The organism is Psychrobacter sp. Choline-02u-9, from assembly GCF_002836505.1.
GTDB lineage: Bacteria > Pseudomonadota > Gammaproteobacteria > Pseudomonadales > Moraxellaceae > Psychrobacter.
Window position 1 is genome coordinate 26,331 of sequence record NZ_PJBF01000059.1, and the last position, 24,274, is coordinate 50,604.

Annotated in this window: 19 protein-coding genes; 16 read left to right on the forward strand and 3 right to left on the reverse strand. The window is 45.0% G+C overall.

Going from position 1 to position 24,274, the window contains the following annotated elements:
- Positions 1 to 100 precede the first annotated feature (100 nt).
- The 13 genes from CXF69_RS11510 to CXF69_RS11570 all read left to right on the forward strand — a co-directional run bounded on the left by CXF69_RS11510 (position 101) and on the right by CXF69_RS11570 (position 16,680).
- Positions 101 to 769: a NuoB/complex I 20 kDa subunit family protein gene (locus tag CXF69_RS11510; protein WP_101206265.1), complete on the forward strand. Its 669-nt coding sequence runs from the start codon at positions 101 to 103 to the stop codon at positions 767 to 769.
- Between the two features lie 172 nt (positions 770 to 941).
- Complete coding sequence (nuoC, locus tag CXF69_RS11515; protein WP_101206264.1) at positions 942 to 2,717, forward strand: NADH-quinone oxidoreductase subunit C/D; 1,776 nt, start codon at positions 942 to 944, stop codon at positions 2,715 to 2,717.
- Positions 2,718 to 2,864: 147 nt separating this feature from the next.
- On the forward strand, positions 2,865 to 3,374 hold the full coding sequence (gene nuoE, locus CXF69_RS11520; protein ID WP_057758927.1) for an NADH-quinone oxidoreductase subunit NuoE: 510 nt from the start codon (positions 2,865 to 2,867) through the stop codon (positions 3,372 to 3,374).
- Positions 3,371 to 4,795, forward strand: a complete 1,425-nt coding sequence (nuoF, locus tag CXF69_RS11525) for an NADH-quinone oxidoreductase subunit NuoF (protein ID WP_101206263.1) — start codon at positions 3,371 to 3,373, stop codon at positions 4,793 to 4,795. Before nuoE ends, nuoF begins: the two co-directional genes overlap by 4 nt.
- A gap of 10 nt (positions 4,796 to 4,805) precedes the next feature.
- On the forward strand, positions 4,806 to 7,874 hold the full coding sequence (gene nuoG / locus CXF69_RS11530) for an NADH-quinone oxidoreductase subunit NuoG (protein WP_101206262.1): 3,069 nt from the start codon (positions 4,806 to 4,808) through the stop codon (positions 7,872 to 7,874).
- 52 nt (positions 7,875 to 7,926) lie between these two features.
- Positions 7,927 to 8,919: an NADH-quinone oxidoreductase subunit NuoH gene (gene nuoH / locus CXF69_RS11535; protein ID WP_180952622.1), complete on the forward strand. Its 993-nt coding sequence runs from the start codon at positions 7,927 to 7,929 to the stop codon at positions 8,917 to 8,919.
- Between the two features lie 55 nt (positions 8,920 to 8,974).
- Positions 8,975 to 9,523 (forward strand): NADH-quinone oxidoreductase subunit NuoI, encoded by a 549-nt coding sequence (gene nuoI, locus CXF69_RS11540; protein ID WP_010198902.1) that lies wholly within the window; start codon positions 8,975 to 8,977, stop codon positions 9,521 to 9,523.
- Complete coding sequence (nuoJ, locus tag CXF69_RS11545; protein WP_101206260.1) at positions 9,520 to 10,263, forward strand: NADH-quinone oxidoreductase subunit J; 744 nt, start codon at positions 9,520 to 9,522, stop codon at positions 10,261 to 10,263. Before nuoI ends, nuoJ begins: the two co-directional genes overlap by 4 nt.
- Positions 10,264 to 10,361: 98 nt before the next feature.
- Positions 10,362 to 10,670 carry an NADH-quinone oxidoreductase subunit NuoK gene (gene nuoK / locus CXF69_RS11550; protein WP_025653102.1) on the forward strand — a complete coding sequence of 103 codons (309 nt, stop codon included), beginning with the start codon at positions 10,362 to 10,364 and terminating at the stop codon, positions 10,668 to 10,670.
- Between the two features lie 4 nt (positions 10,671 to 10,674).
- Positions 10,675 to 12,549: an NADH-quinone oxidoreductase subunit L gene (nuoL, locus tag CXF69_RS11555; RefSeq protein WP_101206259.1), complete on the forward strand. Its 1,875-nt coding sequence runs from the start codon at positions 10,675 to 10,677 to the stop codon at positions 12,547 to 12,549.
- A gap of 1 nt (position 12,550) precedes the next feature.
- On the forward strand, positions 12,551 to 14,176 hold the full coding sequence (gene nuoM / locus CXF69_RS11560; protein WP_101206258.1) for an NADH-quinone oxidoreductase subunit M: 1,626 nt from the start codon (positions 12,551 to 12,553) through the stop codon (positions 14,174 to 14,176).
- Between the two features lie 3 nt (positions 14,177 to 14,179).
- A complete protein-coding gene (locus CXF69_RS11565) occupies positions 14,180 to 15,658 on the forward strand; it encodes an NADH-quinone oxidoreductase subunit N (RefSeq protein ID WP_101206257.1) in 1,479 nt (492 codons plus the stop codon).
- A gap of 194 nt (positions 15,659 to 15,852) precedes the next feature.
- The gene (locus tag CXF69_RS11570) at positions 15,853 to 16,680 is read left to right on the forward strand and encodes a ferredoxin--NADP reductase (protein WP_101206256.1); all 828 of its coding nucleotides are present in this window, start codon (positions 15,853 to 15,855) and stop codon (positions 16,678 to 16,680) included.
- Between the two features lie 108 nt (positions 16,681 to 16,788).
- On the opposite strand, the gene CXF69_RS11575 is transcribed toward CXF69_RS11570, so the two are convergent.
- On the reverse strand, positions 16,789 to 17,568 hold the full coding sequence (locus CXF69_RS11575; RefSeq protein WP_224737876.1) for a hypothetical protein: 780 nt from the start codon (positions 17,566 to 17,568) through the stop codon (positions 16,789 to 16,791).
- A gap of 581 nt (positions 17,569 to 18,149) precedes the next feature.
- Here CXF69_RS11575 and CXF69_RS11580 point away from each other — a divergent pair.
- Both CXF69_RS11580 and CXF69_RS11585 read left to right on the forward strand, forming a co-directional pair.
- The gene (locus CXF69_RS11580) at positions 18,150 to 19,037 is read left to right on the forward strand and encodes a TonB family protein (RefSeq protein WP_101206254.1); all 888 of its coding nucleotides are present in this window, start codon (positions 18,150 to 18,152) and stop codon (positions 19,035 to 19,037) included.
- A 190-nt stretch (positions 19,038 to 19,227) separates the two neighbouring features.
- Positions 19,228 to 20,103, forward strand: a complete 876-nt coding sequence (locus CXF69_RS11585) for a mechanosensitive ion channel family protein (RefSeq protein ID WP_101206253.1) — start codon at positions 19,228 to 19,230, stop codon at positions 20,101 to 20,103.
- A 49-nt stretch (positions 20,104 to 20,152) separates the two neighbouring features.
- Here the strand turns inward: CXF69_RS11585 and ybeY are convergent, their stop codons facing one another.
- Both ybeY and CXF69_RS11595 read right to left on the reverse strand, forming a co-directional pair.
- Positions 20,153 to 20,752 carry an rRNA maturation RNase YbeY gene (gene ybeY / locus CXF69_RS11590; protein ID WP_101206252.1) on the reverse strand — a complete coding sequence of 200 codons (600 nt, stop codon included), beginning with the start codon at positions 20,750 to 20,752 and terminating at the stop codon, positions 20,153 to 20,155.
- Positions 20,753 to 21,070: 318 nt separating this feature from the next.
- Positions 21,071 to 22,174 (reverse strand): PhoH family protein, encoded by a 1,104-nt coding sequence (locus CXF69_RS11595; protein ID WP_179798643.1) that lies wholly within the window; start codon positions 22,172 to 22,174, stop codon positions 21,071 to 21,073.
- A gap of 608 nt (positions 22,175 to 22,782) precedes the next feature.
- Between CXF69_RS11595 and CXF69_RS11600 the strand changes: the two genes are divergently transcribed.
- Positions 22,783 to 24,111 carry a UbiH/UbiF/VisC/COQ6 family ubiquinone biosynthesis hydroxylase gene (locus CXF69_RS11600; protein WP_101206250.1) on the forward strand — a complete coding sequence of 443 codons (1,329 nt, stop codon included), beginning with the start codon at positions 22,783 to 22,785 and terminating at the stop codon, positions 24,109 to 24,111.
- Positions 24,112 to 24,274: the final 163 nt, after the last annotated feature.

Consider the following 24,274-nt stretch of genomic DNA (forward strand, 5'->3'; position numbering starts at 1 on the left):
TAATGATCGCTGATGATTAGCCACTTATTAATAATAAAATTATGGTGACAGCGCGAGCAAGATGATTGCCACGCCAAGCCTAATATGAAGGTTGTATGTTATGAAATACACATTAACAAAAGCCAACCCCGATGCAGATACCTATCCTGCACAGACCAGTCAAACGGTCAATGATCCTATCGAAGATGAAGTCAATAAAAACGTCTTTATGGGTCGTCTCGAAGACCTCGTTCATTCAACAGCAAACTGGGGGCGTAAGAACTCACTGTGGCCATTTAACTTTGGTACTTCTTGCTGTTATGTTGAATACGCTACTACCTTAACCGCCGTTCATGATTTGTCACGTTTTGGGGCAGAGGTTATTCGTGCCTCGCCTCGTCAGGCGGACGTCATGATCGTCGCGGGTACTTGTTTTGTCAAAATGGCCCCTGTCATCCAGCGCCTATATGAGCAAATGCTTGAGCCAAAATGGGTTATCTCTATGGGTGCCTGTGCCAACTCGGGCGGCATGTATGATATTTATTCTGTCGTACAAGGTGTCGATAAGATTATCCCTGTTGATGTGTATGTGCCAGGTTGTCCGCCGCGTCCAGAAGCGCTTATTCAAGGTTTGATGTTGTTACAAGAATCTATTACTAAAGAGCGTCGTCCGCTGGGTATCCATGTCAATGAGCAGGGTATCTATCAGCCGCAAATGACGCCTGAGCGTGACCGTAAGCAGGCAGATCGTATCGCTGTCAAAAACTTGCGCAGCCCAGACAGTATTTAAGTTTCAAACAGCATTTAGACTTGTAGCAACAGTTTCAATATTTTATGCGCTTATCATAGCTCGGTTATGATTAACATAGTTCGGTTATGATTAACATAGCTTAGTTATGGTTGACATAGTTCGGTTATGACTAACATAGTTCAGTTATGATTAATGAAGGAATACATCATTCATGGTCACGGTAGTCGAAAACATAGATCCTAAGATCAAGCCCGTCCCAGCAGTCATCACAGAGCTGGAGCAAAAGTATGCTGGTAAATTTGTCGTGCAGCAGACTGTGGATGAGATTCCGACAGTATGGGTGGCGCGTGCTGATTTATTAGATATTCTCTTATTCTTGCGCAAGCTGCCTCAGCCTTACGTCATGCTATTTGACTTGTCAGCGATAGATGAGCGTTTACGCCAGCATCGCGCAGGGTTGCCAGATAGTGATTTTACGGTGTTTTATCACTTGATGTCGCTTGAGCGTAATAGTGATGTACGTATTAAGGTCGCGCTGAGTGAAGACGATGTTAATGTACCAAGCGCCACCAATATTTGGCCAAATGCTAACTGGTATGAGCGCGAAGTGTGGGATATGTTCGGTATCGTCTTTACAGGTCATCCGCATTTGACCCGTATTTTATTGCCGAAATATTGGGAAGGTCATCCACTGCGTAAAGAGTATCATGCGCGTGCAACTGAGTTTACCCCGTACTTTTTGAACACGGCCAAGCAACAATACGAACAAGAAAACCTGCGTTTTGTCCCAGAAGAGTGGGGTATGAAGCGTTCAGGGCGTGATGAAGACTTTATGTTCTTGAACATCGGTCCTAACCATCCCTCTGCTCATGGTGCGTTCCGTTTGGTACTACAGCTTGATGGTGAAGAAGTCGTCGACTGTATCCCTGATATCGGCTATCACCATCGCGGCGCCGAAAAAATGGCTGAGCGTCAGACTTGGCACTCATTTATTCCATACACCGACCGTATTGATTATCTTGGTGGTGTGATGAATGAGCTACCGTATATCATGTCGGTCGAAAAACTGGCAGGTATCAAAGTACCGCCACGCGCTGAAACCATCCGTGTGATGATGAGCGAGTTTTTCCGTATTACCAATAATTTGCTATTTGTCGGTACGTTCATTCAGGATGCGGGTGGTATGACCCCTGTGTTCTATATGTTTACCGATCGCCAAAAAGCCTATGATGTTATCGAAGCCGTGACTGGCTATCGTATGCATCCCGCTTGGTTCCGTATCGGTGGTACTGCTGCTGATCTGCCACGTGGCTGGCAGCGTTTGGTTCGTGAGTTCTTAGATTGGATGCCAAAACGCTTGGACGAATATGTCAAAGCGGCATTACAAAATAGCGTGCTCAAAGGCCGTACCCAAGGTGTTGCTCAGTATAATGCCAAGCAAGCACTTGCTTGGGGCGTGACTGGCGCTGGTCTGCGTGCGACAGGCGTTGATTTTGATCTGCGTAAAGCACGTCCATACATGGGCTATGAGAATTACGATTTTGAAGTGCCAGTCGGTTACAACGGCGATGCTTATGACCGTTGTATGGTAAAAGTCGAAGAGATGCGTCAGTCGTTACGTATCATCCGTCAATGTATGGATAATATGCCACAAGGCCCTTACAAAGCCGATCATCCACTGGCCGTACCACCGCCAAAAGACCGTACGCTAAATGATATCGAAACGCTGATTAACCACTTTATCTCAGTCTCTTGGGGTCCTGTGATGCCAGCGGGCGAATGTACGACGATCGTCGAGGCGACCAAAGGTCTGAACAGTTATTACATCACCTCAGACAAGGCCACGATGAGCTATCGTACCCGTATTCGTACGCCGACATTTGCGCATTTACAGCAGATGCCATCGGTCATCAATGGCTCGCTGGTTTCTGATGCCATTATGTATTTGGCATCGATTGATATTGTGATGGCGGATTGTGATCGTTAGAGCCGCTGCTTCATAAGTATTTGTTCATCAATATATTATTGCCTGATGGCACACCAAAATGCTGTTACTTGTCAATATAACCACAGTTTTAAGCAGACTGATATTGGCTTGTGATAGAGCAGGATGAGTGAGGAAAGACAGAAGATTATGAAAATTGTTTCCGACAAAATGCCAAAAGTAGATGTGGAAAGCATTCTCACCAGTGATGAAATTGCTGCCATTCATGAGTTTATGCACCATTACCCACAGGCGCGTGCCGCCTCGCTAGATGCGCTAAAAATCGTGCAAAAGCGTAACGGCTGGGTCGACGATGCGCAAGCAAATGCCATTGCCAATATCCTAGATATCCCGATGTCAGATATGGATGGGGTTGCGACTTTCTTTAACCGTATTTATCGCCAACCTGTCGGTCGCCATGTGATTCTCATATGTGACTCTGTGGCTTGTTATTTGACAGGTTATGAGGCGCTGTCAGCTGAGATTAGATCGCAGCTGGGTATTGAGTACGGTCAAACCACTGCTGATGGACGTTTTACCCTATTGCCAATTTGCTGCTTGGGCAACTGTGATAAGGGACCAGCGGTACTGATTGATGAAGACACTTACGGCCCTGTCCAGCCATCTGAGGTCGCGCAATTATTGGAGCTATACGCATGAGTTTAACGATTTCAGAGCAAATTGCTCGTCGCGGTCAAGGCCAAGCGCCAAGCCAGCTAAATGCACAGCGTGTTCCAATCTATGGTGATAAAGCGACAGCCACTAGCGAAACCAAGCCTTTGACGTGGCGTTTGGCGCATCATGATGCAGTGCTTGATTTAGCCACCTATGAGTCTCTAAAAGGCTTTACGGGTCTAAAAGAAGCGTTATCTAAGTCGCCTAAAGACGTTGGCAATATGATTAAAGCGGCCAATGTTCGAGGTCGCGGCGGTGCAGGTTTTAATGCTGGTCTTAAATGGTCATTTATGTCGCCGCCGGATGGTTTGCCGCGTTATCTGATCTGTAACGCTGATGAAATGGAGCCAGGCACATTCAAAGACCGTTTGCTCATGGAGCGTCTACCGTTTCAGCTGATCGAAGGTATGCTAATTACCGCTCATGCGATTGGCGCCACTGACGGTTATATCTTTATCCGTGGTGAGTATATCTTGGCCGCTGAGCGTTTAGTCGCTGCTATCGAAGAGTGCTTAGCCAATAATCTCATGGGCGACAATATTTTAGGCTCAGATTTTAGTTTTAATCTGCATGTGCATACGGGCGCTGGACGTTATATCTGCGGTGAAGAAACAGCGCTAATTAACTGTCTAGAAGGCCGCCGTGCTAACCCACGTACCAAGCCGCCGTTTCCACAAATCTCTGGTGCATGGGGTCGTCCAACCGTTGTTAATAACGTTGAAACTCTGTGTAATATGCCAGCGATTTTGAATCATGGCGTTGAGTGGTATCAGTCGTTATCTGAAATTAAAGGCAAAAGTAAAACGCCAGGCACCAAACTATTCGGCTGCTCAGGATTGGTTAATGATCCAGGCCTTTGGGAATTACCGTTTGGTTATACAGCTCGCGAAATCATTGAAGATTTAGCGGGTGGTATGAAAGATGGTAAAACACTGAAAGCTTGGCTACCGGGCGGTGCATCTACTGACTTTTTGACCGCAGAACATTTAGATGTGGTGGTGGATTTTGACACCATTCAAAATGCGGGTAGCCGTATGGGTACTGGTCTGATTATAGTTGTTGATGAATCACAAGACATGGTGCCATTACTGCGCAACCTTGAGATTTTCTTTCAGCGTGAGTCATGTGGTTGGTGTACACCATGCCGTGATGGTCTGCCGTGGGGCGTTAAACTGCTTACCGCTATCAATGATGGTGAAGGGCAAGTGGGCGATGTAGAAAAACTAGAAGGCCTGACGCGTGACTTATGGATTGGTAAAACATTCTGTGCGCATGCGCCAGGTGCGATGGAACCACTAATGAGTGCGATTAAATATTTCCGTCCAGAGTTTGATCAAAAAATCGCGCAGGCGGTTGGTGTAGATGTCATTGATGCTGCAGCCAATCAACAGCCAGAAGTGAAATAAGGAGAGCGGCATGGCAGTCATACATATTGATGGGACCACTGTCGAAGTAGATAGCGCAGATAACTTGCTACAAGCCTGCTTATCACTCGGCATTGATGTGCCGTATTTTTGTTATCATCCAGCCCTTGGCTCAGTCGGTTCTTGCCGTCAGTGCGCGGTCAAGCAATTCCAAAATAAAGAAGATATGGAAGCCGGTCGCGGTCGTCTGGTGATGTCATGTATGGTTGCCCCTGGCGATGACATGTACATCTCGGTCACTGACGATGAAGCCAAAGCATTCCGCAAGTCGATGGTTGAGCTACTGATGACCAACCATCCGCATGACTGTCCAACCTGTGAAGAGGGTGGACATTGTCATTTGCAGGACATGACGTATATGTCAGGTCATAGCCGTCGTCGTTATCGCTTTACCAAACGTACCCATCATAACCAAGAGCTTGGTCCGTTTATCGCGCATGAGATGAACCGCTGTATCGCTTGCTATCGCTGTGTACGTTTTTATAAGGACTATGCAGGCGGCGAAGATTTGGGTGTTTATGGCTCAAACAATCGCGTTTATTTTGGTCGTGATAAAGATGGTCAGTTTGAAAGCGAATTTTCAGGCAACTTAACGGAAGTTTGCCCAACCGGTGTGTTTACTGACAAAACGCATTCTGAGCGTTATAACCGTAAATGGGACATGCAGTATGCGCCAAGTATCTGTCATGGCTGCTCAGCAGGTTGTAACATCTCTCCAGGTGAGCGTTATGGCGAATTGCGCCGTATCGAAAACCGCTATAACGGCGAAGTAAACCGTTACTTCTTATGTGACCGTGGCCGTTTTGGTTACGGCTATGTCAATCGTGACGATCGTCCAACGCAAGCGCTTGAGCGTATCAACGATAAGCATGTCAAAATCAATATCGATTATGCGTTGGATGAAACCATCAAACGCATCAAAGATAAAAAAGTCATCGGTATTGGCTCGCCGCGTGCCAGCCTTGAGACCAACTTTGCCCTTAAGAACTTGGTTGGTTTTGATAGCTTCTCAACCGGTCTTAATCATCAGCAGCAAGCACTGGTCAATAAATGTATCGAAGTGCTCAGCACAGAGGGTATTTATAACCCAGGTATGACGGACATTGAAAGTCATGATGCGGTGTTGGTATTGGGTGAAGATATCACGCAAACCTCATCACGAGTAGCGCTATCAGTACGCCAAGCGGCAAAGAACGAAGGCCTAAAAATGGCAGCGGCGCTGCAAACGCAGCATTGGCTTGCTGAACCGGTTAAGCGTATCGCGCAAGATGCGTTAAGCCCAGTCTATGTCATCGATGTGACCCAAACCAAGCTAGAAGACATCAGTAAAGTCAGCGTGGTTGCCACACCTGAAGATATCATTAAACTGGGTTTTAAAGTGGCTGATGAGATTGCTAACTTTGCTGATGACTTGGCAGCAATAGCAGATCCACAATCGACTGAACAAGATGTCGATACTGATGCGATGCAGGCGCTCGCTCAGCAGATTGCTTATGACTTGATTCAAGCGGATAAGCCATTAATCATCTCGGGTAGCAGTTTGTCATCGACTGCTTTAATAGAAGCAGGCGCGCAAATCACTCAGGTACTCACGAAAAAACGCACAGCAATTAAAGCGACTGAGCAACAGCAGGTTGAGGCACATAATGCCAAGGTACAGGCAGCGCAAGCAAAAGCGGCTAATGACCAGCCTGAAGAAGACCAAGATTTATCTGCTAAGCCAAACAAACCTGAAACGGGCGTGAATACAGAAGCACAAGATGACGTCGAACGCGAGCCTGCGGAAAAACTTGAGCTAAAAGAAGTCAATAAAAAATATCATGCACAAGCGGGTATTTACTTAACTGTTCCTGATGCCAACAGCATGGGTGTCTGTATGCTTGGTGGTCAGTCAGTTGAAGAGCTGTTAGCCACTGATTACGATGTGGTTGTGGTTGCAGAAAACCAGCTAACAGATGCGATTGATGCTAATAAATTGACGCAGCTACTGACTGATAAAACAGTCATCGCATTAGATCATCAGCTCCTTGATTGGCATAAAGATGTCGATATTGTATTGCCAGCGGCGAGCTTTGCAGAAGCGGATGGTACATTGATATCGGCTGAAGGTCGTGCGCAGCGTTTCTTCCAAGTTTATGATAACGAATACTACCATCCGATGAGCAGCATCAAAGAAGGCTGGCGCTGGTTACATGCCGTACATAGCAGCATTGAAGGTCGTGATGTTGACTGGACACAGCTTGATGATGTTATCAATGCGTTGATTGCCACACACCCTAAACTTGCTGGCATCAAAGGCGCTGCGCCTGATGCTGATTACCGTATTACGGGTCTAAAAATCGCTCGTCAGCCGCGCCGCTACTCAGGTCGTACTGCTATGCGTGCCCCAATCTCAGTACATGAGCCGATGCAGCCAAAAGATTTGGATACGGGCTTAACTTTCTCAATGGAAGGCTATAGTGGTAAACAAACGCCAAGCTCGATGATTCCATTTGCCAATGCGGCAGGTTGGAACTCACCGCAAGCATGGAATAAGTATCAAGACAAAGTCGGCGGCAGTCTCAAAAACGGTGACCCAGGCGTGCGCTTGTTCGACCAACTAGAGCGTCTGGCCACGCGTCAATATGTGGCACCAGAAGCCATGTCTGCAACCACGACTGACATGCAGCAGGGACAAGCTAAATTGGTACCTATCTATAATATTTATGCCAGCTCAATGATGGCATCACGTAGCCCAATTGTTGCCGAGCAACTGCCTATTGCGGCATGGCATATCGGCATGGACGATGCCAAGGACTGGAACATTGCAGCTGGTGATTACTTAGCCATCGAGATTGATAAGCAACAAATTACCTTGCCCGTTCAGCTCGTCGGCTATTTAGCAGAAGGCTGTATTGGCTATCCCGTTGGGCAGGTGAGTATCATTCACCCATCAATGCCAGCGTCGGTGCGTAAAGTGGATGCACCAGTGACGATAATGGGTAGCATGGCTAACGATATGATTAATGATAATGACACAGCGCAAATAAACGCAGCGCCGACCACCACACAGGAGGTGTAATATGCAAGTTACCCGTATTATCCCTGATGTGCCAAGCTTTTTGGCCGGCAGTATGAGCTTTGATACTTGGTCCATTTTATTTATGGTAGGGCAATCACTGGTTATTTTCTTAGTGGTGGTCATGGTTGCCGCGATGATGATTGTCTATGAGCGCCGCATGTTGGCCTTGTGGCAAGACCGCTACGGTCCAAACCGTGTCGGGCCATTTGGTTCATTACAACTGGTTGCTGATATGCTAAAGATCTTCTTTAAAGAAGATTGGACGCCAAACTTTACCGATAAGTTTATGTTTACCTTGGCACCTGCGGTTGCCATGTTTACCGCATTGGCCTCATTTGCCATTATTCCTATCTCGCCAACCCTTGGGGTGGCTGATTGGGATATCGGTATTTTGTTCTTTTTTGCCATGGCAGGTATTGCAGTCTATGCAGTGATGTTCGGCGGTTGGGCGTCTGCGAACAAATTCTCACTATTGGGTGGTCTTCGTTCTGCAGCACAAACCATCAGTTACGAAGTGTTCTTAGGCTTATCATTAATGGGCGTGGTCGCATTGACTGGCTCATTTAACTTGCGCGAAATCGTTGAGTCACAGATTGACGGCTGGTATATCATTCCGCAGTTTTTTGGCTTTTTGACCTTTGTTGTCGCTGGTGTTGCGGTTACTCATAGGCACCCATTCGATCAGCCAGAGGCAGAGCAAGAATTGGCCGAAGGCTATCATGTCGAATATTCTGGCATGAAGTTTGGTATGTTCTTCATTGGTGAGTATGTCAACGTTGTCTTGATTTCTGCTTTGATGACTTGCTTGTTCTTTGGCGGTTGGCTTGCGCCGTTCAATTTAGATATTCCATTTATTCCACCAGCTTTTTGGTTCATGATTAAAACGCTGTTCTTTATGACCATGTTTGTTTTGGCTCGAGGCTCACTCATGCGTCCGCGTTATGATCAGGTGATGAACTTTGGCTGGAAAGTATGTCTGCCCGTAACTTTGATCAATCTGTTGATTACTGCTGCGGTCATTTTGATCTTTTCCCCAACGTTATAGTCATTACTAGCCATCACTGATGAACTAGGGTAAAGCTGATAAGGATAATAATCCCATGTTTACTACCATAAAAAAGACCGTCATTGGTATATTTACCATTGTCCGCAGCATGTGGATGGTCAATAGTCATGCGCTCAGACCGCGTGATACCATCCTTTATCCTGAAGAGCCGGTACCTGTACCGCCGCGTTTTCGTGGACGTATTGTCCTAACGCGTGATCCTGATGGAGACGAGCGCTGTGTCGCTTGTAACTTGTGTGCGGTGGCATGTCCGGTAGGGTGTATCTCATTACAAAAAGCCGAGCGTGAAGATGGACGTTGGTATCCAGAGTTTTTCCGTATCAATTTCTCACGCTGTATCTTTTGTGGATTGTGTGAAGAAGCCTGTCCAACGACAGCGATTCAAATGACCCCAGATTTTGAGCTGGGTGAATATAAACGCCAAGATTTGGTCTACGAAAAAGAGCATTTGCTCATTTCAGGACCAGGTAAATACCCTGATTATAACTATTATCGTGTGACAGGTATGGCGGTAGCAGATAAACCAAAAGGCGCAGCACAAAATGAGTCTGCACCGATTGATCTAAGGAGCTTGCTACCATGATGAATATTTTGAACCATCCTGAATTGGCTGGGTTTTATTCACTTGCAGCAGTGGCGATATTTGCCAGTCTGCGCGTAGTGACTCAGGCCAATCCAGTGCATGCTATCTTATCGATGATTGTGTCGTTATTGGCAATTGCTGGGATATTTTTTGTATTAGGAGCGCCGTTTGCAGGTGCGCTAGAGATTGTTGTTTATGCTGGTGCCATTATGGTGCTATTTGTTTTCGTTATCATGATGCTGAACTTGGGCATGAGTAATGACGAGCGCGAAGAGCGTTGGCTCGATGCAGGAACTTGGGCGATTCCAACAGGGTTGACGATAATCATTGCCGTTGTGCTCTACGCGATGATTGGTCTGAATCATGATGAAGCTGTCATGATGGGTGGCACGACTATCTCTGCCAAAGCAGTCGGTACGGTGTTATTTACCAAATACATTATGCTGGTTGAAGTAGCAGCATTGCTATTATTAGCAGCCTTGGTCGCCGCTTATCATTTAGGTAAAGAGACAGTCGACGATGAGGTCATTGGTAATGATAGCCAAAATTTCAAGCCAAGCGTAGGTAGTATCAAACAATACGACAATGATAGTACGCTTACACAGCATGATGGCGTAGAAATGGCTAAGCCTTACGAATATAAAGATGTTGATCCGCATGACTATGTAGGTATGAAGGTAGGCACGAAAGCAGGCAGTCAAGTAGGTGCGAACAAAGTTACGCGCAAGGAGTCAGACTAATGGTACTAGCAGCAAGCGTGGCACAAGATGTGTCAAACGTGCCGTTTGCCCACGAGGTGGCAGGCTTAGTACAGCCAGTTGCTGAGGCGCAAAATGTACTGGGTATGATACCCATGAGTCATGGACTGATTTTGGCAGGTATTTTATTTGCCATCGGTCTGTGCGGCGTCATGGTACGACGTAACTTCCTATTTATGCTAATGAGTCTTGAGATCATGATGAATGCGGCAGCATTGGCATTTGTAGTAGCAGGTAGTCGCTGGGTCGATCCAGACGGACAGATTATGTTTATCTTTATTTTGACCTTGGCCGCGGCTGAAGCGTCGATTGGTCTGGCAATATTATTGCGTTTTTATCATCAGCGTGGGCATCTCGATGTCGATAGCGCCAATGAGATGAAAGGATGATGTCATGAGTTTATTACCATTAACCTTTATATTCCCGCTCATTGGCTTTTTGATTTTAGCCTTTATGCGCGACAAATTATCAGAGACGGTCGCAGCGATTGTTGGCGTGGGTAGCATGCTGCTCTCAGCATTATGCACGCTAGTGGTTAGCTATACCTTTTTGACCACCAATCCAGCTGGAACGGTAATTGAAGTTCCGCTATGGACATGGTTCCAAGTTGGCGACTTTGCGCCACATTTCGGTTTGAGCTTTGATGGTCTTGCATTGACCATGACAGGTGTCATTACTGGGATTGGCTTTTTGATTCATCTGTTTGCCTCTTGGTATATGAAAGGCGACACTGGCTTTGCTCGTTTCTTTAGCTATATGAACTTGTTTGTGGCCAGTATGTTGTTACTGGTACTCGCAGATGATTTGTTCTTGCTATATCTCGGTTGGGAAGGCGTGGGTATCTGTTCGTACCTATTGATTGGTTATTATTACCATGACAGAGCCAATGGTCGCGCTGCTATGAAAGCCTTTACCGTCACGCGTGTCGGTGATGTGTTCTTAGCCTTTGGTTTGTTTTTATTGTTCCGCGAGTTCGGTACGCTTAATATTCAAGAGATTATTACGCGCGCGCCAGAAGTATTCGATGTTAATAACCCAACGATGATGCTTACCACGATGATGTTGGTCGGCGGCGCGATGGGTAAGTCAGCCCAGTTGCCACTACATACATGGCTTGCTGATGCGATGGCAGGTCCAACACCAGTATCGGCATTGATTCACGCGGCAACAATGGTGACGGCAGGTGTTTATCTGATTGCTCGTCTACATCCATTGTTTGAGCTGACCCCAGGTATCTTATTGTATTGGGTTGGCGGCGTCGGGGCATTGACGCTGGTCGTTGCTGGATTCTGTGCGCTCGCGCAAACAGACATTAAACGTATCCTTGCGTATTCAACCATGAGTCAAATTGGCTATATGTTCTTAGCGCTCGGCGTGGGTGCGTGGCAAGGGGCAATCTTCCATTTGATGACCCATGCTTTCTTTAAAGCATTACTATTCTTATCATCAGGTGCGGTTATTCTTGCGGTACATCACGAGCAAGATATCTTTAAGATGGGCGGTCTGCGCAAAAAGATACCATTGGTATTTTGGTGTTATATCGTCGGTGGTGGTGCGCTCGCTGCCATACCTTGGGTTACCGTTGGTTTTTATTCTAAAGAAGCAATTCTTTGGGAAACCTATGCTACAGGTCATCTAGTATTATTCTATATGGGTGTATTTGGTGCGTTCTTAACGGCCATTTATACGTTCCGTATGATTTGGATTATCTTCTTTGGTGAAGAGAAAACCCATGCTCATAAGCTATCAGGTGTGTCGTATTGGTTGCCTTTGACCGTGTTGCTAGTGCTATCTACAGCCGTTGGTGCTTGGATTACACCGCCATTAGATGGGGTATTGCCAGAGAGCGTTGGCCATCTATTAGAAGTCGCAGGTCAAGCACATGCTAAGCACACTGCAGAATATATCGCGATGGGTGCCATGGCAGCAGGTTTGATATTGGCCGCACTATTGTATGTCGTCAACAAAGGTCGCTTGCTCACCAGCTTTAAGCGCTCACGTATTGGTGGGGCGCTATATCACTGGTGCTATCATGGCCTAGGTTTCGACGCGCTATATGATGTGATTTTCGTAAAACCCTTTTTATTCATCGGCCGCTTATTTAAAGCCGACCCTATCGATAAAACGTGGCTGTTGTTACCTAAGCTGGCTTCAGCGGGTAATAAAGTATTGTCTGCGACGCAAACAGGGTCACTTCGAGGCTACGCTGCAAGCTTTGGCTTGGGTGTTGCTGTATTGCTAGTGCTGGTAATGATGACGGTGGTATAAGATGATTGAGTTACAACAAACGTGGATGCTACCAGCATTAATCGCAATTCCTTTTATTGCAGGGTTGCTGTGTTGGTTGGTAGAGCGGTTTAATAAACGTCTGCCGCGCTGGATTGCCTTAATTGGTATGACGTTGACCTTTGCATTGTCACTAGTGCTGTGGCAATACGGCGACTATAGTGGCATGAGTAAGCAAGTGATTGCGCCGGATGCAAACGTGCCATGGGTAGCTGAGTTCAGTGTGCCATGGATACCAAGCTTCGGTATCAGCTTTCACTTGGCATTAGATGGTTTGTCTTTATTGATGGTGGGATTGACAGGACTGCTCGGTATAGCCGCGGTTGCCTGTTCGTGGAATGAGATTCAACGTCGTGTTGGTTTCTTCCATCTAAACCTGCTGTGGAGCTTGGGCGGCGTCATCGGTGTTTTCTTAGCGATTGATCTGTTCTTATTCTTCTTCTTTTGGGAGATGATGCTGGTTCCTATCTACTTCTTGATCGCCATTTGGGGTCATGATGTCGTTGGCAAGACCAAAGAATATGCAGCAACCAAGTTCTTTATTTATACCCAAGCGTCTGGGCTTATCATGCTCATCGGTATCTTGGTGTTGGTCATTATCAGCTACGCCCAAAAAGGGGTAGTGAGCTTTAATTATAATGACTTACTCGGCACCTCACTTGGTGGTTGGGAATACCCAATTATGCTGTGCTTCTTTATTGGCTTTGCGGTGAAGCTGCCAATCATTCCTTTCCATGGCTGGTTGCCAGATGCGCACGCACAGGCACCTACTGCAGGTTCGGTGGATTTGGCCGGTGTGCTCATTAAGACAGCTGCTTATGGTTTGATTCGTTTTGTCTTGCCATTGTTTCCAGCCGCCTCACAAGAGTTTGCACCGATCGCCATGACTTTGGGTACCATTGGTATCTTCTATGGTGCTTGGCTAGCCTTTATGCAAACTGACATGAAGCGCCTATTGGCTTATACCAGTATCTCGCACATGGGCTTTGTGGTATTGGCCATTTATGCCGGAACGTTACTCAGCTTGCAAGGGTTGATGATTCAGATGCTCGCGCACGGGCTTAGCTCAGCGGCATTGTTCATCATGGCAGGGCAATTATATGAGCGTCTGCACACGCGTGATTTGACGCTGATGGGCGGTATGTGGGGTCAGTTCCGCTACTATGCGCCGATATTAATGTTCTTTTGTGCCGCTTTACTTGGTATTCCAGGGACCGGTAACTTCATTGGCGAGTTTATGATTTTATTTGGCTCATTTGCTCAGTATCCAGTGTTTGTGGTATTTGCCACTTTCAGCTTGGTACTCGCAGGCCTATACTCGCTCATTTTAATTCATCGTGCATTGTTTGGTAAAAACAACATCGAAGCATTGGCTGCGCATGAGACCAAGTCACATGGTTTACCACCCCGTAAGCTAAAAGATTTGGGCAAACGTGAGCTGTCGCTATTATTGATGTTGGCTGCTGGTTTGGTATGGCTCGGATTATATCCACAGCCGTTCCTTGATACCTCAAGCCATGCGATGCAGTGGATTAATAATGCTTATATATACAGTCAAGTAACACAGGTAGATGCGTCGCAACTGCTTGATGCAATGGAGGCACGTTAAGTCATGAATGATATTACGATGAATGATTTGATGGGATTGCTACCTTACGCACCAATCATTTCCGTGGTGATTACGGTGTTGCTGGTAATGATTGCCATCACCGTCAAACGCTCGCATATGGTTACGGGTACTGTCACGGTAATCGGTTTAAATATTGGCCTGTTTACCTTAATCGGTCAGATGACTGGTGTCATCGAAAGCGGTACGATGGTACCAAACGCTGAGCAGTTATTTGTTATTGATAACTTTGCTCAGTTCAACATGGTGGTGATTTTAATCTGTGCCTTGGCTTGCTGTACGTTATCTTATGCGTACTTAGCTGACCTAAAAGACAATAAAGATGAGCTGTATCTGCTCATTTTGCTATCGACGGTTGGTGCGCTACTGATGGTCAGTGCTCAGCATATGGCATCGTTCTTTATGAGCTTAGAGATGCTCTCAGTGCCGCTTTATGGTCTATTGTCTTATACCTATATGCGCAACCGTTCGCTGGAGTCGGGACTCAAGTACCTAGTGTTGTCAGCGACGGCATCGGCTACCTTGTTGATGGGTATGGCCTTTATCTACGCTGAAGTGGGCTCCTTGGCCTTTAAGCCAATCAGCATGGTATTGGGCAATCTGTTTGAGTCGCCGCTATTGATACTTGGCGCGGCGATGATGATGTTTGGTATTGCCTTTAAACTGTCGGCTGCTCCTTTTCATATGTGGACGCCAGATGTTTATGAAGGTGCACCAGCGCCTATTGCTACCTTTTTAGCATCAGTATCAAAAGTGGCGATGATGGCACTGGCTGTGCGTTTCTTAATCGATACTGCTTTGCTGGCATTGCCATCAGTGCAGATGCTATTGATGGTCATGGCAACATTATCTATCTTGGTAGGTAACTTATTGGCAGTACGTCAAACTAGCCTTAAGCGTCTACTCGGTTACTCATCTATTGCCCATATGGGTTATGTGATGATCGTGATTGTCAGCATTGGCTCAGCCGCAGATAGTATCTCTAGTATGTATATGGCAGTCTATGCCTTTACCTCTATCGGTGCTTTTGGCGTAGTGACGTTGATGTCGAGCCCGTATCGCTTATCTGGTGAAGCGGATGAATTGACTCATTATCAAGGGCTATTCTGGCGTCGTCCAGTATTGACCGCTGTCATGACAATCATGATGTTGTCATTGGCTGGTATTCCATTGACGGCAGGCTTTATCACCAAGCTATTTGCTATCTTAGCTGCGGTACAAGGCACCAACTGGTTCTTAGCTGCGATGATTATCTTGGGTAGTGCGATTGGTTTATTCTACTACTTACGTGTATTACTCACGCTGTTCAAACGTCCTAAGCAGTTCATCGAGTTTGACGTGTCTGGGCAATGGGGTATTCGAACCGGTGGTATTATGGTCATCGCTGTGACGGCGATTATCCTATTCTTTGGTATCTTGCCAAATAGTATGATTGAGTGGGCAAGTTTGGCTCGCATTTGGTAATGTCGCTGAGTTAATACGGCAGATAAGTCGCTGCGATCTATCTGTTGTTACGGTTAAAAAACCAAGATGCGCCAGCTTTATGATAAGCTTGGCGCATCTTTTTTTATGCTCACCTTTTTGGTATTTATTTTCTTTTGCCTATCAAAGGTATCTTATAAAAATACAGTTTAATAAAGTATAAGTGACGAATAATTATGAGTGATAATATTCAAACAGTAACGGTGCTCAGTAAAACTACATGGACGCCGAACTTATTTAGCTTTACCGTCAGCCGTCCCGATAGTTTTAAGTTTACAGCGGGGCAGTTTGTACGTTTAGGCGTCAATCCCAGTCAATTGAAATATTACCAGCAGACTGATGCAAGTGATGAAACTGCTGATAGCGCATTGAATGAAGATGTCTTTCGCGCGTATTCGATTGTCTCTTCGCCCTTTGATGAGGTGATAGAGTTTTTCTCTATCGTGATTCCTGATGGTGCATTTACCTCGCAATTGCAGCATTTACAAGTGGGTGATGAACTGCTACTTAATACGATGCCATTTGGATTTTTGACGTTAGCACGTTACCAAAAACCATTGCCCAAAGACTTATGGCTGCTAGCAACAGGGACTGGTTTAGCACCGTTTTTGTCAATGCTGCAAGATTTAAAGACATGGGAAGATTACGAGCACATCGTATTGGCTTATAGCGCACGTTCGCTCGATGAACTTGCTTACGTTGAGAAAATCGAAAGCCTACAAGAAGACTTCGGTACACTGGTTGATAATCCAGCAAAGCTTATCTTTATCCCAATCGTCACTCGTGAGCCTGTCGAAGGTGCATTGTCAGAGCGTCTGCCGAAGCTGTTGCTAGAGGGCACGTTGCAAGCGCGTGCGGGTATCGCATTAGATATTGATACTACGCATGTCATGCTATGCGGCAACCCAGATATGGTAGAAGATACCAAAGAGGCATTAAAGACATTGGGACTGGTGATGAATCGCCGCGGTGAGGGTAATATTGCCGTAGAGAACTACTGGTAGTTATCGACTCCAATAAAAAAACGCTGTATCTATAAGGCCAATAACCTCTAAGATGCAGCGTTTTTTTATGGGATAAAGTATTGTCTTATGGGATAAAAAATTAGCGACTTACTCTTGGCTTGGTTCAGTCGCATCGTCTACGGGGTTAATAGGGCCTTGCATCAATTCAGGATCATCATCATCACCGATGATATCTTCGTTACTGCTGGCCGCCAGTAAATCACGATAGTTGATTTGAGCCTTCAAAATCATTTGCTCTTCTTCTAGCTCGCCATAATTTATCTGTACCTTATGCAAGGTACTCATGATTTTCTTGTTGTTTTTTAACCAACGATGGATATCGAGATAAATCACTTCGTCTTTTGCGCGAGCAATATTGACGTACGACAGAATAAAGCCTAAAGGGTCTTTTTTGAGGACGCTATGATAAAACCAAATCGCCAGTTTGACGCCTTGACGTTTCACGAAAGATTCGCAGCGCAGATTCAATATATCGGTATAAGTTTGCTGACCAAATACAAAGCGCTGCACATTGCGATCGAGTTGGACGTGAACTAAGCTAAAGTTACTTGCCACCTCGGCATAGATGCCGCCTGCATTGACAGTGCAGTACAAACGAAACCAATCCTCATGCATCTCGACACGTAGCTCTAAAATGGCTTTTACATTGTCGGTGACGAATTTTTGTAGTGCATCATTAACGTAAGTCTGTGCCACTGGCAATGACAACTCATCTTCGAACTTGTCCGTCGTCTTATTATAGATATCTTTAACCGATTGGGCGATACGCTCCCAACCACTGCCGAATGACTCGTCAAAACGATAGCCAATACTCTCGAAGAACTCATCAAAATTGTCTGAATTATTCACGTTATCAAAGTCACTCAAACTTATTATCCTTATAGGGCGCGTCATTCAATCGGTGACGTAAAAATGGCTAAACAAACTTTGCATGCTATCGTTAATTTGAACGAAAGCTAATCATCTATAATTTCTAAATATCTACGACCATTAGTAATTTTTATACTGATAGGTAGCAAAAGCGAAAAACTGACCTCTGATACTGGTGCATAGTGAATCTACATTTACTGTGCTGCTTGATAATCTGCCGTGCCTAATCAACACGATGCACAGTTCTGATTGTTGCAAAGTATCGTGCTACTAATGCTATTATGCTAAAGCAGTATATAACAAATCCAGTGGCTTCAAAATGAACACATGCGTTTTATAGCAATTCATTTGGTATAGACAGTGTTTCGTCTGCCTTGTACATTCTTAAATGCATGTTTTTCAATTAGCGGATAAGGTTACCAATACTGTATGGTAAATGTCAAAATGCCGTCTCAGTGCTTATACTGGCGACATAATTCTATGTCATGTTATGATAGCGCCAGTATAAATCATGCCTATCGTTACAACACTTGTTAAATAGTGCTTTGTACTGATGTGCTCATAAGCTGAGATTCATTGTGGCCTATATAAAAGACTCACAGAGCTATCATTTTTCCGCGCAAGCGCCCAAGCGCGATATAAGTTTGCCTGTCGCCATTGTTATTGCAGTGGCTGTTCATGTGCTGATTATTTTCGGAATTAGCTTCTCTATGGGAAAAGACCCAGCTGCTATGATGCAAGATGTGGCAAAGGTACTGACCGACAATATGCAACCCAGTGAAGATGCACACTTTATTGCCAATGCTTCACAAGAAGGCGGCGGTACAATAGAAGAGCAGCTAAGACAAGAGAACAATCAGCTAAGTGCAACGTCTGCTGAGCAAATGAGTGAGACTCAAGACATCGTTAACTTACAGCGTAAAGTGCGTCAGCAGCGCTATCAAGAAAGCTACCTACGCACGACGTTAAGTTGGCGTCAGGCCACTGTAGAGTCGGATAATGACAGCGAGCAAGCGCAAGATGATGCGATGGCACAAGAAGAGCGGCTACGTAAGCAGATTGCAACCTTAGAAGCTCAGCTATCTCAGCGTCAGCAGGTCTATGCGACCAAATCCAAAGTCGTGACGATGGATAGTAATTCGACCACACGGGGTGCGGCAGCCGATTATATCAATACATTTCGCGAGCATGTCGAGCGTGTGGGTAACTTGCATTATCCCGTGCAAGCGCGCGCTCAAGGCATTACGGGCGAAGTACGGCTAATGGTTATCATCAGTAACGACGGCAATATCAAGGCCATTCGTTTGCTTGAAAGCTCAAACTCTACGATATTGGATGAAGCGGCCAAGCAGTCGGTACGACAAGCTGCACCCTTTGGTAAGTTCACCGAAGACATGAGCGATATCGTCGAGCTGCGCTTGATACGTACTTACCGCTATAGTGATACAGTCGAAGTAACGTACTAAGGTTAATGTATTCATGCACTAAGAAGATAGGTGCTAAGAAGACAAGCACTAAGAAAAAAGCTACTGAAATTAAAGTTACTGAAAAAATGTCACTGAAAATACAATTGTTAAGAATAACGCTTAACGCACTATTTTTTATAATCACAGATATCCAAGTTCATAACACACAGCTATAAAATAAAGAGTCAGTATGGAATTTTTAGGTTTTACCGTCGATGTCGCTACCTTAACGAGCAATGCCCTAGAGCTGGTCATTAAAGTCGCTTTAGCAATACTTATATTTATCGTTGGACGTTGGCTTGCCAAAAAGGCAGTCGCTTTTTCCGATCGCTTGATGACGCGTAGCCATCTGGACGAGACAGTTGCTAGTTTTTTAAGTCGTCTATTGTATGGCGTGCTACTGGTCGTAGTGATTTTAGCTGCACTTAGCAAAGTCGGTGTACAGACTACTTCGGTCGTTGCGATCTTAGGTGGTGCCGCTGTTGCCGTTGGTTTGTCATTAAAAGACCAGCTATCAAATTTTGCCGCTGGTATTATGATTGTGACGTTTCGCCCGTTTGTACGCGGCGATTACGTACAGATTAGTAGCTACACAGGTACAGTGACAGAGATTACCTTGGTTAATACCCATCTGACGACCATTAACAATCACGATATCATCATTCCTAATAGCGATATCACGACTTCACCTGTGGTCAATTATACAGCGCTACCCAATCGCCGCGTCGATATTACAGTCGGTATTGGCTACGATGCTGATATCAAAACGGCTAAAGACGTGATGTTAAGTCTGGCAAGAAATAACCCATTGGCTTTCACTGATCCTGAGCCTATCGTACGAGTAACCAATCTAGGCGATAATTCAGTAGATCTTACCCTAAACGTTTGGACAACCAATGCCGACTGGTGGTCGATGCAATGCGAGCTATTGGAGCAATTCAAGCAAGCTTTAGATGATGAGAAAATCGAGATTCCATTCCCGCAGCGCAGTGTCCATGTTAAAGGCTTAGACCATATGATCAACCAAATGGGTCAAGCGCAAAAGCTACCATTAACTAAAGATTAATGAGTAGCTGCTTAATAGTTAGAAGACTGTTTAATAAAGCAGTGCTAGTTTAGACATAAGGGTTTGGTAGGTTTAGGCCTGCCAATATCTCAATTTCAAAGTACTCCATCTCATCTTGCTCAGCTTGTCCGAGCTCGTGATCAAAACCCAGTAGGTGTAGCACGCCATGCACTAGCAAATGGCTGATGTGCTGCGCCACGGTTTTGTCCTGTTCAGCCGCTTCACGTACCATCACTTCATGACAGATAACCAGCTCTCCAAGAGGCAACGTTGGCATTAGCTCAATGACGGCAGCAGGCAATTCGCTTGGATAAGACAAAATATTGGTCGCATAGTCCTTGCCGCGTGCTTCTAGATTTAAAGCACGGCCTTCGACGTCATCAGTGATATATATATCTAGCGTTTTAGACTTTTCTTGCCACAGCTCAGGATCAATATCTGCAAAATAGGGTAGGGTCAGACCATTATTAATACGACCGTCTATATAATCTAAAGTCGCCATCAGGACTGATAGTAAATGCTCGCGATTATAAAAAGTATCTAATATTTCATCTTCAATACTGTCGGTCGCACTGATATCAAGTGCTGCTAAGCTGGCATGATTGCTAGCAATCTTGTCATCGAAATTAGTATTGTCAGGTTGGCTCATATTGCTGTCCTTTTTATTATAAATAAATGCGTTTCTAACGCTGCATCTTCTAGGTGATTTATTTGCCAGTTTTTTACTATAAAAGTAGTTCAATCACTGTTTATCTTATCGCTAAATTTTTGGCTAATAAATAGAGACCTATGTATAGAATATATAGAGGCTACTATAGCTAAGTTACTGGTAGGCGACTAGTAGCGAAAGGGCTAAATTCAATAAACTGTTGGTAAGAAAAAACCGGACTACTTTTAGTAATCCGGTTTTCTTGTACAAGCTAAATGCTTATAGCAAATGATTGTAATTCAATGATTAGCTTGATTATTACAGATTGGCTGCTGCATTAGCGACGGCTTGTCTACGCTCTTGTTCTTTAATACGTTCAAACTTACGTTTTTCTTCTAAAGCCATTTGCTCTTCATCAAATACGTCATAGGCTTCAACAATTTGTTGTACCAATTGATGTCGTACGACGTCTTTTGAATCAAACTTTGTGATATGAATCTCTTCGATATCCTTTAGAATATCCATTGCTTGTGCCAAGCCTGACTTATGACCACGTGGCAAATCGACCTGAGTAATATCCCCAGTGATGACGGCACGTGAGCCAAAGCCCAAACGCGTCAAAAACATTTTCATCTGTTCAGGCGTGGTATTTTGCGCTTCATCTAGAATGACAAATGAGTTATTCAGAGTACGACCACGCATATAGGCAAGCGGTGCTACTTCGATAATCTGACGCTCAATCATTTTACCGACTTTCTCAAAGCCTATCATCTCATAGAGTGCGTCATATAGCGGGCGTAAGTACGGATCGATCTTTTGGGTCAAATCACCTGGCAAGAAGCCCAGTTTTTCGCCAGCTTCTACCGCTGGACGCACTAGCAAAATACGCTCAATCTCATTACGCTCAAGCATATCTACAGCACATGCCACCGCTAGATACGTTTTACCCGTACCAGCTGGCCCAATACCAAATGACACATCAGAGCTCAGGACGTTTTTTACGTAACGCTGTTGATTGCCACCGCGCGGAACGATACGGCCTTTACGTGTACGTAAACTGATGGGCGTAAACTCGCTAGCCTCATCCAAATCTTCATCATATTCCATGTCATCGTGATCTTGTTCGTCTTCTTCGATGTCTTCATCACGAGAGAGGCTAGATTGGATGATGAGATGCAGCTCTTCTGCACTGATGTCTTTGGTGTTCTGTGCTTCATCTACCATTTTGTAGATAATACGTTCACCACGTTCGACATTGGTCACATCGCCACTCAGGCAAAAATCGCCTTGGCGCTGCATGATTTTAATATCGAGGCGTTCTTGGATATATTTCATGTGATTGTTGTATTCACCAAGCACGGTTTTTAGCTGTGCTGGGGTCAGTGATTCAAACTTTATACGGCGGCTCATGGAGTCAGTCAAGCGATTATCCTTTTATTGTGTACCCGACGCTATGATTTGGTTTTAATTGCGTGACGGGTTGCAGAGATAAAATAGTTAGTGGCGTTACAGTATTTAGGTGGTAAAAAATTGTAGATGATAAAAATGACGGCAATATTATTGTTGTTTTTGTGGAAGGTCGTAAATAAAAGTAATGAAAATAATGAAAAGTCTTGCCTTCATTATGGTAGAGAATTTTCAAATTTCAAGCCATACATCAGATAGATAACGCTGTTTTTGTATGCGGATTGCAACTGCTACAGCGATTTTCTATAGATCGATTTGATATTGCTATCAGTTCTATATGATTCATCGCTGCCCATCGTATGATAGCGCTTTAATAAGACTAAGGTTTTTGAGTTTTATAAATATAAATCTCGTTTATGATGAGAGTGGAGAAACGATTTGTCTACGGTTAAGACCACGGCAGAATAGACAATTTGTGGTAATCTATGGGCGATACCATAGTTTGCTGCAACCTATCTAACAACAGTAGTGAAATGATAAAAATTATAAAATAACGTCAGTGACGAGCGGCTATCTATCATTAATAAATTGCTTGTCTAAAAAATTATACTAGGAAAATAACGATGCAAGATACTGATTCACATTTATCCAATGCTGATAGCATACCTAAAAAGTTCGACAGCATCTCTAAAAACAAAGAAGCGATAACTGACCAGCAAGTGCTTATCGCGGGTGGTGGTCATGTCGGTTTGTCCTTTGCATTGCTATTGGCCCATCACGGTATTGCGAGCACCTTATTAGAAAAAAACAGCTATCCAACCATCAGTCCAACGGATGATAGGACTCGCAGCCATTATTTAGACAGTCGCAATACAGCGTTATCACGGCGCACGGTACAAATATATCAAGAGATTGGCCTGTGGGATGAGTTACAAAGCCATGCCTGCCGTATCGATACCGTACAGATTAGTGAGCAAGGCAGTTTTGGGCGTGCGCAGCTGAATAAAGCAGAGGAAAAGGTCGAGTCATTTGGACAAGTCATCGAAAACGCTTGGCTGGGTCGTAAGCTTTTATTAGCCGCACAGCAAGAGCCACTAATTACATTGATAGATAATGCCAATGTGACGACTGTCCAACAGCAGGCCGATAGTGTGACGCTTAGCTTTAATTACAATGATGAAGCCGAAAACGAGCAGCAGCTGCAAGCCAGCGTATTAGTCGCTTGTGATGGGCGCGACTCTACGGTACGCCAACTGCTAGATATCAGTACAACCACGTATGACTATCAGCAAACGGCGATCGTTGGAGTAGTAGAGACAGATACGCCACACGAGCATGCAGCGATTGAGCGTTTTAGTCCAGCAGGCCCGCTTGCCGTGCTCCCATTGACTGATCCAGAAGGCGATGGCAATGATGATTATCAACAGGGTTACAGACGCTCTGTCGTATGGGTATGCCCAACAGGTGAAGAAACCAGATATTTAGAAGACGACGCCCATTTCTTGCAGACATTACAACAAGCTTTCGATCAACGCGCTGGCAAGTTTACCGCTGCTGGTCGCCGCGGCGCCTATCCATTGACCCGCGTACTAGCGGATAAGCAGGTAGAAGGGCGCTGCGTCATTATGGGCAATGCAGCTCACACTCTGCATCCTGTCGCTGGTCAAGGCTTTAATCTCTGTATGCGAGATGCTCATGTATTGGCACAAATGCTGAACACACAAGTGCTCAAAGGCGCAGATATTGGTGATGCACAGTTATTAAAGCGTTATGAAAAAGCACGCCAAACTGACCAGAAGCGAGTGATTCGTTTTTGTGATGCGGTGGTACATGGCTTCACGCATCCTAACCCAGCGATTAAGCTGGCACGAAATATGGCGCTATTGGCCTTTGATAAATTGCCAAATCTTAAACCACTAGTCGCCACTTATGCGATGGGTCTAAAATCATAGCGCTATAGTTAAATCCTCTTTAAAAGAGTGACAGCGTTAACCTCGCTTGAAGTATTGCCTATACAGCTGCACTCGGTTGCCTTGTCTCTCTTTTAAACTGAATCAACTAACTGTAATTAAGATTGATAATAAGCATTCTAATATTGAACAATATTGAGAGACA

Coding starts and splice junctions, on each gene's coding strand:
- ybeY (WP_101206252.1), bottom strand. CDS start 20,752: ATGAGCCAACCTGACAATACTAATTTCGATGACAAGATTGCTAGCAAT.
- nuoC (WP_101206264.1), top strand. CDS start 942: ATGGTCACGGTAGTCGAAAACATAGATCCTAAGATCAAGCCCGTCCCA.
- nuoH (WP_180952622.1), top strand. CDS start 7,927: ATGAGCTTTGATACTTGGTCCATTTTATTTATGGTAGGGCAATCACTG.
- nuoE (WP_057758927.1), top strand. CDS start 2,865: ATGAAAATTGTTTCCGACAAAATGCCAAAAGTAGATGTGGAAAGCATT.
- CXF69_RS11600 (WP_101206250.1), top strand. CDS start 22,783: ATGCAAGATACTGATTCACATTTATCCAATGCTGATAGCATACCTAAA.
- CXF69_RS11570 (WP_101206256.1), top strand. CDS start 15,853: ATGAGTGATAATATTCAAACAGTAACGGTGCTCAGTAAAACTACATGG.
- nuoF (WP_101206263.1), top strand. CDS start 3,371: ATGAGTTTAACGATTTCAGAGCAAATTGCTCGTCGCGGTCAAGGCCAA.
- nuoJ (WP_101206260.1), top strand. CDS start 9,520: ATGATGAATATTTTGAACCATCCTGAATTGGCTGGGTTTTATTCACTT.
- nuoM (WP_101206258.1), top strand. CDS start 12,551: ATGATTGAGTTACAACAAACGTGGATGCTACCAGCATTAATCGCAATT.
- CXF69_RS11585 (WP_101206253.1), top strand. CDS start 19,228: ATGGAATTTTTAGGTTTTACCGTCGATGTCGCTACCTTAACGAGCAAT.
- nuoG (WP_101206262.1), top strand. CDS start 4,806: ATGGCAGTCATACATATTGATGGGACCACTGTCGAAGTAGATAGCGCA.
- nuoI (WP_010198902.1), top strand. CDS start 8,975: ATGTTTACTACCATAAAAAAGACCGTCATTGGTATATTTACCATTGTC.
- CXF69_RS11565 (WP_101206257.1), top strand. CDS start 14,180: ATGAATGATATTACGATGAATGATTTGATGGGATTGCTACCTTACGCA.
- CXF69_RS11510 (WP_101206265.1), top strand. CDS start 101: ATGAAATACACATTAACAAAAGCCAACCCCGATGCAGATACCTATCCT.
- nuoL (WP_101206259.1), top strand. CDS start 10,675: ATGAGTTTATTACCATTAACCTTTATATTCCCGCTCATTGGCTTTTTG.